Genomic DNA, 12260 nt, shown 5'->3' on the forward strand with positions numbered 1-12260 from the left:
CATTATGTTCGACGGTTTCCGACTGGAGCAGGTCCGCCTTATAAGCGCGAGGCTCCGCGTTCGTGTCGGCGGGAGCGGACCAGCAATCCTCCTGCTGCACGGGCATCCGCGCACGCATGTCACCTGGCACAAGGTGGCCGACCTTCTGGTGAAGGATCATACCGTTGTCTGCCCCGATTTGCGCGGGTTCGGGCAATCCTCGATTCCCGATGACACGACAGATCATTCGGGGTCCTCGAAGCGTGCAAAGGCACAGGATTGCATCGAACTGATGCATTATTTGGGGTTCGACCGTTTCGCGGCTGTCGGGCATGATCGCGGTAGCTATACGGCCTTCAGGCTGGCGATGGACCACCCGGCCGCCGTCAGCCGTCTGATGATCCTGGATGGAGTTCCGATCCTCGAAGCACTGGAGCGTTGCGATGCCCGATTTGCCGCCGCATGGTGGCATTGGTTCTTCTTCGCGCAGCCGGACAAGCCAGAGCGCGCCATAAGCGCTGCCCCCGAACAATGGTACGGCGGGTCGCCAGGCGAGATGGGCGAAGAGGCGTATGCGGACTATCTCGAAGCGATCCGCAATCCCGAAATCGTTCATGGCATGATCGAAGACTATCGGGCCGGCCTGTCGATCGACTATCTCCACGATGCCGAAGATCGTCGGTTGGGCCGCCGTGTTCAGTGTCCGATGGCGGTGTTGTGGTCGCTGAAGGACGATCTCGAAGCCTTGTATGGAGATATCCTGGCAGTCTGGAAGCCTTGGGCAGGCTCGACTCTCACCGGCAAGGGACTGCCGAGCGGCCATCACATGGCGGAGGAAATTCCCGATATGCTGGCCTTCGAAATCAACGCCTTCGTTGCCCCTGACCGAGCCGCAATCCCCGTTGACTGGTTCCGCCATGACATCACCCGGTCGCGCGTTGACCTCCGGGCGCCTTGACGATACGGGATCAGGAGCAGTCGATCTCAGGGAATATCTCGCATGGTGCACTACGCGGATGGGCGGCCGATCGGCGATCTGACGCTGCGCACGCTGGCCATGCCTTCGGACGCCAATGCCGCCGGCGACATTTTCGGCGGCTGGGTGATGGCGCAGATGGACCTTGCCTGCGGCATCCGCGCCGCCGAGCGCGCCAAGGGCCGGGTGGTGACGGCGGCGGTCAAGGAGATGTCGTTCGCCAAGCCGATGAAGATCGGCGACACGCTGTGCATCTACACCCATGTCGAGCGCGTCGGACGCACCTCGATGACCCTCAAGGTCGAGGCCTGGGCGCAGCGCTATCTGTCCGACCTGATGGAAAAGGTCACGCATGCCGATTTTGTCATGGTGGCGCTGGACGGCGAGGGCAAGCCGAAGGCCGTTCCAGCCGAAAGCTAGAGCCTAGGACCGCTGTCAAACGGTCTGTCAGTCCACCTCGGCAGTGCAGGCACGAAGACAATCAGTCAACGATTGCTGAACGACCGTGGAATTTCAGCCATGCAGGCCGTCGAATTTCGCACGCGCGGCCCGCACGCGCGTGGTGTTCCTGCGCGCCCACTCGCCGAGCGCGCTGACGGGGACCAGCAGTTCATGGCCGAGTTCGGTCAGCTCGTAATCGACCCGCGGCGGAATGGTCGGGAACACGGTGCGGGTGACGAAACCGTCGCGTTCCAGCCCGCGCAAGGTGGTGGTCAGCATCTTCTGCGAGATGCCGCCGACAGCGGCGCGCAGCTCATTGAAGCGCAGCGGTCCGTCGCCGAGCTTGCCGACGACGAGCACGGTCCACTTGTCGCCGACGCGCTGCAGGATTTCCGAAACGGCACGGCAGTCTTCGGTGTTGTGCGGGTTCCTCAGTAACAAAAAGGTGCCTCCTTGCGCACGAAGTTGACAGGAACTCATATAGCCCCGGTATCCAAACGATACCAGTCTTACCTGCCCCGGAATTGCTTACCAGGAGAGCCCTATGTCCAAACCCAAGATCGCCATCATCGTCGGTTCGACACGCGCCGCGCGCTTCGCCGATGTGCCTACCCAGTGGATCGCCAAGATCGCCAAGTCGCATGCCGACATCGAGGTCGATGTCGTCGACCTGCGCGATTTCCCGATGCCCTTCTTCGACGAGGTCGCATCCTCCGCCTGGGTGCCGTCGACCAACGAGGTGGCGCAGCGCTGGCAGAAGAAGGTCGCCGAATATGACGGCTTCATCTTCACCGCCGCCGAGTACAATCACGGCCCGACGGCCGTGCTGAAGAACGCCATCGACTACGCCGCCAATGAATGGAACAAGAAGCCGGCCGGCTTCGTCGGCTATGGCAGCGTCGGCGGCGCCCGCGCCGTCGAACAGCTCCGCCTCCATGCGGTCGAGTTGCAGATGGCGCCGGTCAAGTCGGCCGTCCATATCGCCTGGGGCGACTTCCTCGCAGTGCGCCAGGGCGAGAAGAAGCTCGAGGAGATCGAGCACCTGAACCAGGCCGCGACCGCGCTGGTCAACGACGTCGCCTGGTGGGCCAAGGCGCTGAAGACCGCGCGCCAGGCCGACGCCATAGACGAGGAAATCAAGGCGGCCTGACCGCCTTGAAATCATCCTTCCATGGATGTGGGGCGGCGCTTGCGCCGCCCTTTTTGGTGTTGAGGGTTCCTACGCAGAAAGCCGAAGAGTTGCAGTTTCGATCGACTCATTCGCTTGCGACGGCACCTGCGCAGGATAACAGCGCCGCCCAGCCATCGGCCCAAAATCGTGCGTGTCAAATGCCGGCGACCGCGAAAAGCCAGGCCAGGATATCGAACAACAAAAGAACCAGCGCGATCTGCAATGCTGCCCGAAGCCGCTGGATAATGCGCCAGTTGCTGGCCATGTCCGCCTTGATGCGAAGGGCAAGCGCGCGCTGCATGGCCGATATCTTCAGCGGCCTGTCGCCATCGACATAGCGATGGAGCAGCTCTTCCGGATCGAAGCGGAACGTGTATTTGTGATAGGGCCAAAGCAGGAAGACGATCAGCCCGCCAATGGCGAACAGCAGGGCCACTGCGATCCAATCCCAGAGCCCGAGCCCGTCGGAAAGCGCCCTTGCGCCAAGCAACGAGTTTACAAACGCGGTGGCGAAGATGAGGCTGCCGGCGCGCGTGTTCATGTTCTCGACGAGGTTCTGCTGATGATTGAGGCCTCGCACCGCCTCCTGATAGATGAATGCCAGGCGAGGATCGTCGTCGGCGGGATCGCTTGCGGATGCCGTGTTGCTGTCTCGGGTGCCGGTACGTTCAGTCATCTGGATGCTCTCTGCCGCATCGGTGGTGCGTCACCTTAGCTCAAAATCCCTCGCCGAAAAAAACTGCCGGAGCATCCGTGGCGAGGTGGATCACTTGGCGTCGCAGAAATGAGGGCGAGGCGGGCGGGAATGCCATGCACTTTTCCTGGAATTGTTCTAGCTGCCCGAGGAAAGCGTGAAGCGCCGATCATCGTAGTCCTCGAGATATCCGGAGTGGATCGGGGCGGCGAGATGCCGGGTCTTCATGTAGACATATGCCGAGACAGGCGCCCCGCCGCCGACAGGCTCTGCTTCGATCAGCACGCGCAAATTTCCGGGCTTGCCGACGGATTCGATCCTGTCGAGGTTTGCCAAAGCGCGATCGTCCACAGCGTAGAGTTCGCCGCCGACCTGGAAACCGACGCCTGGCTCATTGAACATCATCGGAGCGAAGCGAGGTCCTGCGATCAGCATCGGGAAGCGCTCTCGCGTCCTGTAGGCGCCCAGAAAGGCGGCGCCGGACAAACCCTCGCCGTGAAGGGGAAAGCCTTTCTTCAAGGTGCCAAACACGAAGAGTTTCCGCATCATGCGCAGGGAACGCCGGCCAAACCTGGAAGTTCATCTGTTTTCATCAACGTTCGGGGCAGCGGAAGTGAGCAACACAGCGGAGTTCAGCATCGTATCTGGGCTGAGCCATGGAGCTGTGGAGATTGCTTTCGCGCGATCACGGACGGACACCGGTTGGCCCTCCACATGGGCGGAGCTGCCATCTGGCTCGGCCATTCTGCCCTGATATATCCGGCTGCGTTCCATCACATGAGCAAAAGCCCCGTGAAGTCGTCCAGCCTGGCAGGCGTCGTTTCCCCCATGATCCCGGTGCTGGTGTGCGCGCTCGGCATCTTCCTTCTGTCGGGAATGGATGCGGCGATGAAGGTCCTGGTCATTGCCGTCGGCGTCTACAACACGGTGCTATGGCGCAGCATGCTGGCGAGCGTGGTCGCGGGCGCCGGCTGGTCGGCAGGGTCGCGCGCGTTTCCCGCCCTTTCCGTGCTGAGGCTGCATGCGCTGCGTGCCGTAGTCGTCGGCATTGTCCTGTTGTCGTTTTTCTGGGGCCTTGCCAGGCTGCCGCTGGCGGAGGCGATCGGTCTCAGCTTCGTGGCGCCGCTGTTTGCGCTTCTGCTGGCCGCACTGTTGCTGGGCGAACGGATACAACGACAGGCGATCTGGGCATCACTGGCCGGCATTGCGGGCGTCGCAATCATAATAGCCGGACAGTTCGGGCGTGCGACCTATGCCGAGGATGCCCTGCTCGGCACGGCCGCCGTGTTGGTATCGACGGTGTTCTACGCTTACAATCTGATCCTCGCGCGGCAACAGGCGCTGCTGGCCAAGCCGATCGAGATCATGCTGTTCCAGAACCTTTGCGTTGCTGTCATCCTCGGTCTCGCGGCACCCTGGCTGGCCGTTGCGCTGCCGAGCGAGCTCTGGCTTCCTCTCGCCGGGGTGACGGCGTTGTCGCTCGCCGGCCAATTCCTGATGAGCTGGGCCTACGCGCGCGCCGAAGCGCAATATCTGATCCCGACCGAGTACTCCGCCTTCATCTGGGCGATCGCGCTTGGCTGGTTCTTCTTCGACGAGGCGGTGACCTGGACCACGCTGGCGGGAGCGGGCCTCATCGTGGCCAGTTGCCTGATCGCCTCGCGATCGAATCCGAAGCTTGCCGAACCGATCGAAGCGGCGGTTTGAGGGGCAAGCTCCCCAGCTACCGCGCGTCGACGCATTGTTCCCTGAATGGCAACATTATCCGCCAGAAAGCCGTGACGCTTGGGCAATCCGAATCACGTGCGTAAGTATATCTACACTTGTTTTGGCATTCGGTAAAATTTAATTAAATATTTCTCCGGTCTGGTTACGGTCCATAGACCATTTTCCGGCCTGTTGTGCTCTCGGTTCAGAAAATGTCACTCAACGGTCGATGTAATGGTCAACTGTGTGGCAAGTTCCTGGAACGATATCGTGCAGGGCAACGTTGCTCCGTGATGGTTGCCGTTTCGAAATGACCTGAACAGGCGCGAGGAAGGATTTCTGATGAGCACCGTCACGAACGCCAAGGGCATCCCTCTTTCCTACACCGGCACGTCCACCCATTGGTTCTCGGCGACCGGATCCGGGCCGGAACTGCACGGCACCTCCGGCAACGACTCCTTCTGGGGAGACGCCAGCGTCAACGTCACCATCTATGGCGGCGCGGGCGACGACTACTATCACCTCTACTCCACCAACAACAAGGTGGTGGAGAATCCCGGGGCAGGCATCGACACGATCGACACATGGATGAGCTACAATCTCCCTGACAATTTCGAAAACCTCGTCGTCACCGGCAACAATCGCTATGCGTTCGGAAATGCGTTGGACAACATCATCAAGGGCGGCTCCGGCCATCAGACGCTGGATGGCGGCCAGGGCAACGACGTACTGATCGGCGGCGGCGGCGCCGACACTTTCATCATCACCAAGGGCAATGGGAGCGATCTGATCACCGATTTCGGCGCAGACGACACGGTCCGCCTCAATGGCTACGACTTCACGTCTTTCGAAGACGTCAAGGCACATATGACCCAGGCAGGAGCGAACCTTCTGCTGAACCTCGGATCCGACGAGGTGCTGGTGTTCAACAACACGACGGTGGACAAGCTGGCACCCAGCCAGTTCGAACTGCCGATCGACAAGTCCGGAATGACGCTGTCCTTTTCCGATGACTTCAACACGCTCAGCCTTTGGAACGGCCATGACGGCACCTGGAATTCCAATTTCTGGTGGGGAGCGCCGAACGGAAGCACATTGAGCAGCAATGGGGAGCTGCAATGGTACATCGACGCCAATTACGGCCCGACCAGTTCCGTCCACCCGTTCAGCGTGGAAAACGGGGTCCTCACCATCACCGCGGCGCAGGCGCCCGAAGATATCAAGCCTCTGATCAACAACTACGAATACACGTCGGGCATCCTGACGACCCACGAAAGCTTCTCGCAAACCTACGGCTATTTCGAAATGCGGGCGGACCTGCCCGAAACGGCCGGAGCCTGGCCGGCCTTCTGGCTGCTGCCGGAAGACGGCTCGTGGCCGCCGGAGCTGGACGTCGTAGAGGCGCGCGGACAGGATCCGAACACGCTCATCATGACGGCGCATACGAACGAGACGGGACAGCACACCAAGGTCTCCTCCCCGGTGAATGTTTCGGACACCGACGGCTTCCATACCTATGGCCTGCTGTGGACGCCGGATACGCTCGTCTGGACCTATGACGGCGTGAAAGTCGCCGAGGCCGCGACGCCTTCCGACATGCATACGCCCATGTACATGCTGGCCGATCTCGCCGTGGGCGGTTTTGCCGGCGCGCCTCCCGACCATCTCGCCACGCCGGCGGAGATGAAGATCGACTATATCCGCGCCTATACTCTGGATGACCTGCAGCACCACCCGTTGGACGTCGCGGGCGACCACTCCGTCTGAGCGCCGATGTCTCGGGACATGAGCCGCCAAGGGAGTGCGGGAATGATGGGACAGTCAGGTCTGCGGGCGGTGTTGTGGCGCGCCATCGCCGATGTCGGCGTTTTCTCGTTGCTGATCAACATCCTGCTGCTGGTGATTCCGCTCTATCTGTTGCAGGTGTATGATCGGGTCCTGCCTTCCTCCAATGTCGAGACGCTTGTCTACCTGTCGGTCATCGCGGTTCTCGCGCTGGCCTTTCTGGGCTTTCTGGATGCGGTGCGCTCCATTTACACGCAGCGGATCGCGGCCAGCGTCGACAGCAAGCTCGGGGCGCAGACGTTCGCCGCTTCGCTCGCGCCCAACCATGCCTCCGCAGGCCTGTCGCCATTGCGCGATCTCGCCTCGGTATGCGCCTTCATCAGGTCGCGCGGCGTGGCGGTCCTGTTCGACCTGCCGTTCGCTCCGTTCTTCCTCGGACTGCTCTACCTGATCCATCCCGTGCTGTTCTGGCTCACCCTGGCTGGCGTGGCGATGCTGCTTGCACTGGTCCTGGCAACCCAGCTTGCCGTCGGCAGGAACGACGCCTTGTTTTCACAGCGTTCGGCGGTCGCCAGCCAGTCGGAGCAGGCCTTTGCCCGCAACGCGGAGACGCTGCGCGCCATGGGCATGGTCCAGAACGCCGCGCGGGCGTGGGGAAAGCACGTCGCCGAAGCCCTGATCGTTCACGACCGCGCGTCGATGGCCAATGCGATCTTTAGCGGAACGTCGCGGGCTGTGCGGATGATGCTCCAGCTGGCGATACTGGGCGTGGGTGCATGGCTTGTCCTGCAAGGCAAGATGACGGCCGGGATGATCTTCGCATCCTCCCTGGTCTCGTCGCGCGCGCTGCAGCCGCTCGACCAGCTAATCGGCTCGTGGCGGCAGATCGTCGACGCCGGGCGATCGTGGAAACGGCTGGAGGCGACCCTTTCGGCGCATCCGTCCGCGGTGCAAAAACTGGCTCTGCCTGATCCGTCAGGCGCGATTTCGGCGCAGGATCTGATCTACGTCGCGCCGAATACGCCCGGCAGTCAGCCCATCGTCAAGAGACTGAATTTCCACATCGGGGCCGGCGAGGCGGTGGCGATCGTCGGCCCGAGCGGAGCCGGCAAATCGACGCTCGCCAGATTGCTTGTCGGTGCGCTCCAACCGGTCAGCGGCTCGGTCAGGATCGACGGTGCCGATCTCAGGACCTGGGACGAAAAGCAGCTTGGAAGGCATATCGGCTATCTCCCGCAGGAGGTGGAACTGTTCCCGGGATCGATCGCGGAGAACGTCGGCCGCTTCGACCCCGACGCGGATGACGCCTCGATCGTCGAGGCGGCAAAGCGTGCCCAGGCCCATGAACTGATTTTGATGCAGCGCGACGGCTACCAGACGATGATCGGTCCGTCTGACCGGGCGCTGTCGGGCGGCGAGCGCCAAAGGATCGGGCTGGCGCGCGCCCTGCACCGCAACCCCAGAATTCTCGTTCTGGACGAGCCCAACGCCCATCTCGACGGCGCCGGCGAGGCGGCGCTCGAAGCGGTGCTCTCGGCCGCGCGGGCGGCGGGGATTACCTTGATCGTGATCACGCACCGCCCTTCGATGGCAGCGGCCTGCGACCGCGTGATGCTGCTGCGCGACGGCGCGATCGAAGCCTTCGGCCCGAGCAGCGATTTGCTGCGGCAGCCCCTCGCCGGCAATTCTCCCCGGCAGAATACGGTGGTGACCGGGTCGTTCGCTACGACGATCCGCAGCGCCCCGCAAAAACCCGCTTTGGATCGTAGATGATGGCAGTGCACAGCCTCGCCGAGGAACGCAGCCCGCGCACCGACACAGGACGCGTGGCATTGGCCGGCTATGCTGCGATAGCGGTATTTGCAGGTTGCTTCGGCTATTGGGCGGCCTATGCCCCCTTGTCCGGCGCGGTGATCACGCAAGGCACCATCTCGGCGATGGGCGGGAACATCCTCATCCAGCACCCTGAGGGGGGCATCGTCCAAGAGTTGCTGGTCCACGAAGGCGATCGCGTGCGGCAGGCGCAGGATCTGATCGTGCTGGACCCAACCGCCGCGCAGGCCGAGCTCAACCGGCTGACGAGGCAGTCGATCGCGCTCAGGGCAAGTGCGGCGCGGCTGGAGGCGGAACGCGACGGGCTGGACAGGCTGGCGCCGATCACAACAGCGGCGCCTGCGCCGCTTCAGCACGATTTCGAAATGCTGGTTCGCGAACAGCAGAAGGAATTCGACGCCAGGCTCGCCCGGTTCCGGTCGGAACGATCGATCCTCGCGCAGCGGGTCGCCATGCATCGGCAGTCCGTCGTGGGATTGGACGCCCAGAAACAAGCCATCCAGCAGCAGGTCGAGGTGGTGAAGAAGGAGCTCGGCATCAAGACCAGCCTTTTGGACAAGGGCCTGACCAACCGCACCGAATACTCCCAGCTTCTGCGCAGCGAAGCCGACCTCGTCGGCCAGGCGGGGGCACTGGAGGCCAATCTTGCATCGGCCGGCACCCAGATCGTCGAGGCGCAGGAGCAGACCGAGCGCTTGACCACGCAACGGGTGGAGGAGGCGCTGACGAAGTTGGACGAGGTTCGCTCCAACCTGGCCGATGTCGAGGAACAGATCAGGGCGGCCGCGGCGGTGCTGCGGCGCACGACAATCAAGGCGCCGGCAGCGGGCATCGTGGTGTCATCGACCTACAATTCCAAGGGCAGCGTGATTGCTCCGGGCGAAAAGATCATGGAGATCCTGCCGACGGCATCGGGATTGGTCGTCGACGCGAAGCTGCGGCCGAAGGACATCGATCAGGTGCGCGTCGGCCAGCCGGCGAAACTGCGATTGTCCGCCTTGAACACGCGGCTCACGCCCGAGGTTCCTGCCACCGTGACACAGGTTTCCGCGGATCGGCTGATCGACGGGGCTACGCGTGAACCCTATTTCCGGGCGAAGCTGAAGATTGACGCCCTGCCATCCCGCGTGAGGCCCGAACAGCTCTATCCCGGGACGCCGGTCGAGGCGTTCATCAGCACTGGCGACCGGACTTTCCTGGAATATCTCGCGCGGCCGATGCTCGATTCGTTCGCCCGCGCGTTCAGAGAGCAGTAGGCGCGGACGGACGGCCAATGACCGCTTGGCCCAAGGCAACGTTGGAACAGTCAGCGCACCACTTCGCGGTGGCCGCTGGGCAGACGCGTGGCGATCAGCTTGTCGATGCGGCGGCCGTCGAGATCGACCACCTCGAAGCGCCATCCTTGCGCGTCGACGCATTCGCCGGTCGCCGGCAGATGGTGCATGTGCGACAGCACATAGCCGGCGACGGTCTCGTAGTCGCGGTTTTCCGGCAGGTCGATGCCCAGCACCTCGGCCATCTCGTCGGCCTGCATATAGCCGGCAAGCAGCCATGAGCCGTCGTCGCGCTTGACGGCATTCTCCTCCTCGCCGGCTTCGAGGTCGGAACGGAAGACACCGGTGATGGCCTCCAGGATGTCGGCGGGGGTGACGATGCCTTCGAAATGGCCGTATTCGTCGTGCACCAGCGCCATCGGCACGTCGGATTCCTTCAGCGTCTGCAGCACGTCGAGCGCGTCGGCCTGATCGTGCACGATGGGCGCGGTGCGCACGTGCCTGCGCGGGTCGAGCGCGCGGCCGCCCAGCAATGCCGCCAGCACATCACGTGTCTGGACGACACCGATCATGGCGTCGACGCCGCCGTCGCCGGCGGGCAAGCGCGAATGCTGCGTATCCATCAGGAGCTTGCGGGTGGTCGCATCGTCGGACTGGAGGTTGATCCAGTCGACCTCGGTGCGCGGCGTCATGACGGCACGCACGGCGCGGTCGCCAAGCCGCATGACCCCGGCGATCATGCGGCGCTCGTCGGATTCGATGGTGCCGTGATGCTCTGCCTCGGCGACCAGCATCTTGATCTCCTCGTCGGTGACCTTCTCCTCGCTCTCGCCGCGCTGGCCGAGCAGCCAAAGCACGGCCCGGCCCGAAATATCGAGCAGGAAGACCAGCGGCGCCGAGACGGTGGCGAGGACGGTCATGGCCGGGGCGGCACGCACGGCGACCCGCTCGGGATCGCGCAATGCGATCTGCTTGGGCACCAGTTCGCCGATGATCAGCGAGGCATAGGTGATGATGGCCACGACGATACCGACGCCGAGCGGATCGGCGATGTTTTCGCGGATGCCGTTCGAGGCCAGGAACTGCGCCAGCCTTTCGCCGAGCGTGGCGCCGGAAAAGGCGCCGGACAGCACGCCGACCAAGGTGATGCCGATCTGCACCGAGGACAGGAACTTGCCAGGGTTGGAGCCAAGCGCAAGCGCCCGGCCGGCGCCCTTGACCTCGCGATCGATCATTGCCTTGAGGCGGGCCGGCCGCGACGAGACGATGGCAAGCTCGGACATTGCCAGAAGGCCGTTCACGCAGATGAGGACGACCACGGTGGCGATTTCAACATACAGCATCAGGGGTCAATAGCATTGCCGTGCTGGATTGGAAAATAGTCAGCAGCCGTTTTCAAGAAGATGACAGCGCATGCGGCCCGGTCAGACGGCATCCCAGGGCGGCGCCGAAAAATGCTCGGCCAGCGCAATCGCACCGTCGTGCAAGGCATTTCGATCGGCCATCGCCGCGCCTTCGAGCGGATGAACCAGGCGATCGAGGTGCTCGGCATCCGGCCGGTGGTCGACCAGGTCTTCGGCTTCGAGGAGGTGGCGCAGGCCTTCCAGCATCTGGAGAAGGGGCCGTTCGGCAAGGTCGTGTTCGTCACGAGCTGACTTCAGGTATCACGGCAATTGCTTCAGCACGCCGAGCACGGTCTTGCCGTCGGTGAAATAGGGGTCGCCGCCGCCATTGCGCCCGTGCGTGGTGGCGCCGATGCCTTCCAGGTCGCTGGTTGAGATCAGCATTCCGGCGGCGGTCAAATCCTGGATGAGAAAGTCGCGTTCGGCGTCGATGTCGGGGCCGATATGGTGGGTGATGGCGCCGGTGTCGTGGCTCAGGCCCACGCCACGGTCGAAACTGGCCGAGCCCAGCCATAGCGGACGGCCATCGTCGCCCGTGGCATCGGTCTGCCAGAAGCGCACATGGTGGCGGCGGTCGGCGCTGCCGCCGACCGGCTTCTCGAAAGCGAGATCCTGGGCGCGGCCTTCGAACAGCAGCCGGCTGACGGGCGCATCGGGGTAGGGGCGCGAGAACAGCACGCTTTCGCCGATGTCGATCGCTGTCCTCAATGTGATGGCATCGGCCGTGTCCCAGCCAGCGACGGCGAAGGCATGGACAACCTCTTTTTGCGTGCCGATCAGGCCGACATTGATCGGGTCGCCCGGAATGCCTTGCGGGGTGTGCGTCACCATCTCGAAGCTTTGGCTGCGAAAGCCGCGATCGCGAAACGTCCAGAATTCCGGCGCGGCGACATAGGCCAGCGCCAGATAGGTCGCCAGGAGCAACACCAGCCAGGTCGCAGCGCGTCGTCGGAAGCTTCGTTGGCTCATCGATGCCGCTCGAGTTCTACGACGTCAC

Annotated in this window: 13 protein-coding genes; 8 read left to right on the forward strand and 5 right to left on the reverse strand. The window is 63.1% G+C overall.

Features of this window, described 5'->3' with window-relative positions; translation table 11 throughout:
• Positions 1–4: 4 nt before the first annotated feature.
• Together LB532_RS19790 and LB532_RS19795 are read left to right on the forward strand one after the other, a co-directional pair.
• A complete protein-coding gene (locus LB532_RS19790; RefSeq protein ID WP_140639689.1) occupies positions 5–937 on the forward strand; it encodes an alpha/beta fold hydrolase in 933 nt (310 codons plus the stop codon).
• Positions 938–979: 42 nt separating this feature from the next.
• Positions 980–1375 carry an acyl-CoA thioesterase gene (locus LB532_RS19795; RefSeq protein WP_091579483.1) on the forward strand — a complete coding sequence of 132 codons (396 nt, stop codon included), beginning with the start codon at positions 980–982 and terminating at the stop codon, positions 1373–1375.
• A 93-nt stretch (positions 1376–1468) separates the two neighbouring features.
• Here LB532_RS19795 and LB532_RS19800 read toward each other — a convergent pair whose 3' ends face one another.
• Positions 1469–1837, reverse strand: a complete 369-nt coding sequence (locus LB532_RS19800; protein ID WP_181165214.1) for a winged helix-turn-helix transcriptional regulator — start codon at positions 1835–1837, stop codon at positions 1469–1471.
• A gap of 103 nt (positions 1838–1940) precedes the next feature.
• Between LB532_RS19800 and LB532_RS19805 the strand changes: the two genes are divergently transcribed.
• Positions 1941–2546 (forward strand): NADPH-dependent FMN reductase, encoded by a 606-nt coding sequence (locus LB532_RS19805; RefSeq protein WP_140495977.1) that lies wholly within the window; start codon positions 1941–1943, stop codon positions 2544–2546.
• A gap of 175 nt (positions 2547–2721) precedes the next feature.
• Here the strand turns inward: LB532_RS19805 and LB532_RS19810 are convergent, their stop codons facing one another.
• Both LB532_RS19810 and LB532_RS19815 read right to left on the reverse strand, forming a co-directional pair.
• Entirely contained in the window at positions 2722–3243 is a 522-nt protein-coding gene (locus tag LB532_RS19810) for a hypothetical protein (protein ID WP_181169361.1), read from the reverse strand.
• A 156-nt stretch (positions 3244–3399) separates the two neighbouring features.
• A complete protein-coding gene (locus tag LB532_RS19815) occupies positions 3400–3810 on the reverse strand; it encodes a gamma-glutamylcyclotransferase family protein (RefSeq protein ID WP_224557084.1) in 411 nt (136 codons plus the stop codon).
• A gap of 228 nt (positions 3811–4038) precedes the next feature.
• On the opposite strand from LB532_RS19815, the gene LB532_RS19820 reads away from it, so the two are divergent.
• The 4 genes from LB532_RS19820 (at position 4039) to LB532_RS19835 (ending at position 9842) form a co-directional block, all read left to right on the forward strand.
• Positions 4039–4968, forward strand: a complete 930-nt coding sequence (locus tag LB532_RS19820) for a DMT family transporter (protein ID WP_140639688.1) — start codon at positions 4039–4041, stop codon at positions 4966–4968.
• A gap of 342 nt (positions 4969–5310) precedes the next feature.
• Complete coding sequence (locus LB532_RS19825; protein ID WP_140639687.1) at positions 5311–6735, forward strand: family 16 glycosylhydrolase; 1425 nt, start codon at positions 5311–5313, stop codon at positions 6733–6735.
• A gap of 42 nt (positions 6736–6777) precedes the next feature.
• Positions 6778–8526 (forward strand): type I secretion system permease/ATPase, encoded by a 1749-nt coding sequence (locus tag LB532_RS19830; protein WP_140639686.1) that lies wholly within the window; start codon positions 6778–6780, stop codon positions 8524–8526.
• Positions 8526–9842 (forward strand): HlyD family type I secretion periplasmic adaptor subunit, encoded by a 1317-nt coding sequence (locus LB532_RS19835; RefSeq protein ID WP_140639847.1) that lies wholly within the window; start codon positions 8526–8528, stop codon positions 9840–9842. The genes LB532_RS19830 and LB532_RS19835 overlap by 1 nt, the downstream gene beginning before the upstream one ends.
• Before the next feature lie 50 nt (positions 9843–9892).
• On the opposite strand, the gene LB532_RS19840 is transcribed toward LB532_RS19835, so the two are convergent.
• Positions 9893–11203, reverse strand: a complete 1311-nt coding sequence (locus LB532_RS19840; protein ID WP_140495971.1) for a hemolysin family protein — start codon at positions 11201–11203, stop codon at positions 9893–9895.
• Positions 11204–11314: 111 nt separating this feature from the next.
• Between LB532_RS19840 and LB532_RS19845 the strand changes: the two genes are divergently transcribed.
• Complete coding sequence (locus LB532_RS19845) at positions 11315–11515, forward strand: zinc-binding dehydrogenase (RefSeq protein WP_224557088.1); 201 nt, start codon at positions 11315–11317, stop codon at positions 11513–11515.
• A 9-nt stretch (positions 11516–11524) separates the two neighbouring features.
• Here LB532_RS19845 and LB532_RS19850 read toward each other — a convergent pair whose 3' ends face one another.
• Entirely contained in the window at positions 11525–12232 is a 708-nt protein-coding gene (locus LB532_RS19850; RefSeq protein ID WP_140639684.1) for an LssY C-terminal domain-containing protein, read from the reverse strand.
• Positions 12233–12260 lie beyond the last annotated feature (28 nt).

The organism is Mesorhizobium sp. ESP-6-2 (genome assembly GCF_020164675.1).
GTDB lineage: Bacteria > Pseudomonadota > Alphaproteobacteria > Rhizobiales > Rhizobiaceae > Mesorhizobium.

Bases quoted from the DNA above. Each gene is read 5' to 3' on its own strand.
- LB532_RS19790 (WP_140639689.1), top strand. From the start codon at position 5: ATGTTCGACGGTTTCCGACTGGAGCAGGTCCGCCTTATAAGCGCGAGG.
- LB532_RS19850 (WP_140639684.1), bottom strand. From the start codon at position 12,232: ATGAGCCAACGAAGCTTCCGACGACGCGCTGCGACCTGGCTGGTGTTG.
- LB532_RS19845 (WP_224557088.1), top strand. From the start codon at position 11,315: ATGCTCGGCCAGCGCAATCGCACCGTCGTGCAAGGCATTTCGATCGGC.
- LB532_RS19805 (WP_140495977.1), top strand. From the start codon at position 1,941: ATGTCCAAACCCAAGATCGCCATCATCGTCGGTTCGACACGCGCCGCG.
- LB532_RS19840 (WP_140495971.1), bottom strand. From the start codon at position 11,203: ATGCTGTATGTTGAAATCGCCACCGTGGTCGTCCTCATCTGCGTGAAC.
- LB532_RS19830 (WP_140639686.1), top strand. From the start codon at position 6,778: ATGATGGGACAGTCAGGTCTGCGGGCGGTGTTGTGGCGCGCCATCGCC.
- LB532_RS19795 (WP_091579483.1), top strand. From the start codon at position 980: ATGGTGCACTACGCGGATGGGCGGCCGATCGGCGATCTGACGCTGCGC.
- LB532_RS19825 (WP_140639687.1), top strand. From the start codon at position 5,311: ATGAGCACCGTCACGAACGCCAAGGGCATCCCTCTTTCCTACACCGGC.
- LB532_RS19815 (WP_224557084.1), bottom strand. From the start codon at position 3,810: ATGATGCGGAAACTCTTCGTGTTTGGCACCTTGAAGAAAGGCTTTCCC.
- LB532_RS19820 (WP_140639688.1), top strand. From the start codon at position 4,039: ATGAGCAAAAGCCCCGTGAAGTCGTCCAGCCTGGCAGGCGTCGTTTCC.
- LB532_RS19810 (WP_181169361.1), bottom strand. From the start codon at position 3,243: ATGACTGAACGTACCGGCACCCGAGACAGCAACACGGCATCCGCAAGC.
- LB532_RS19835 (WP_140639847.1), top strand. From the start codon at position 8,526: ATGGCAGTGCACAGCCTCGCCGAGGAACGCAGCCCGCGCACCGACACA.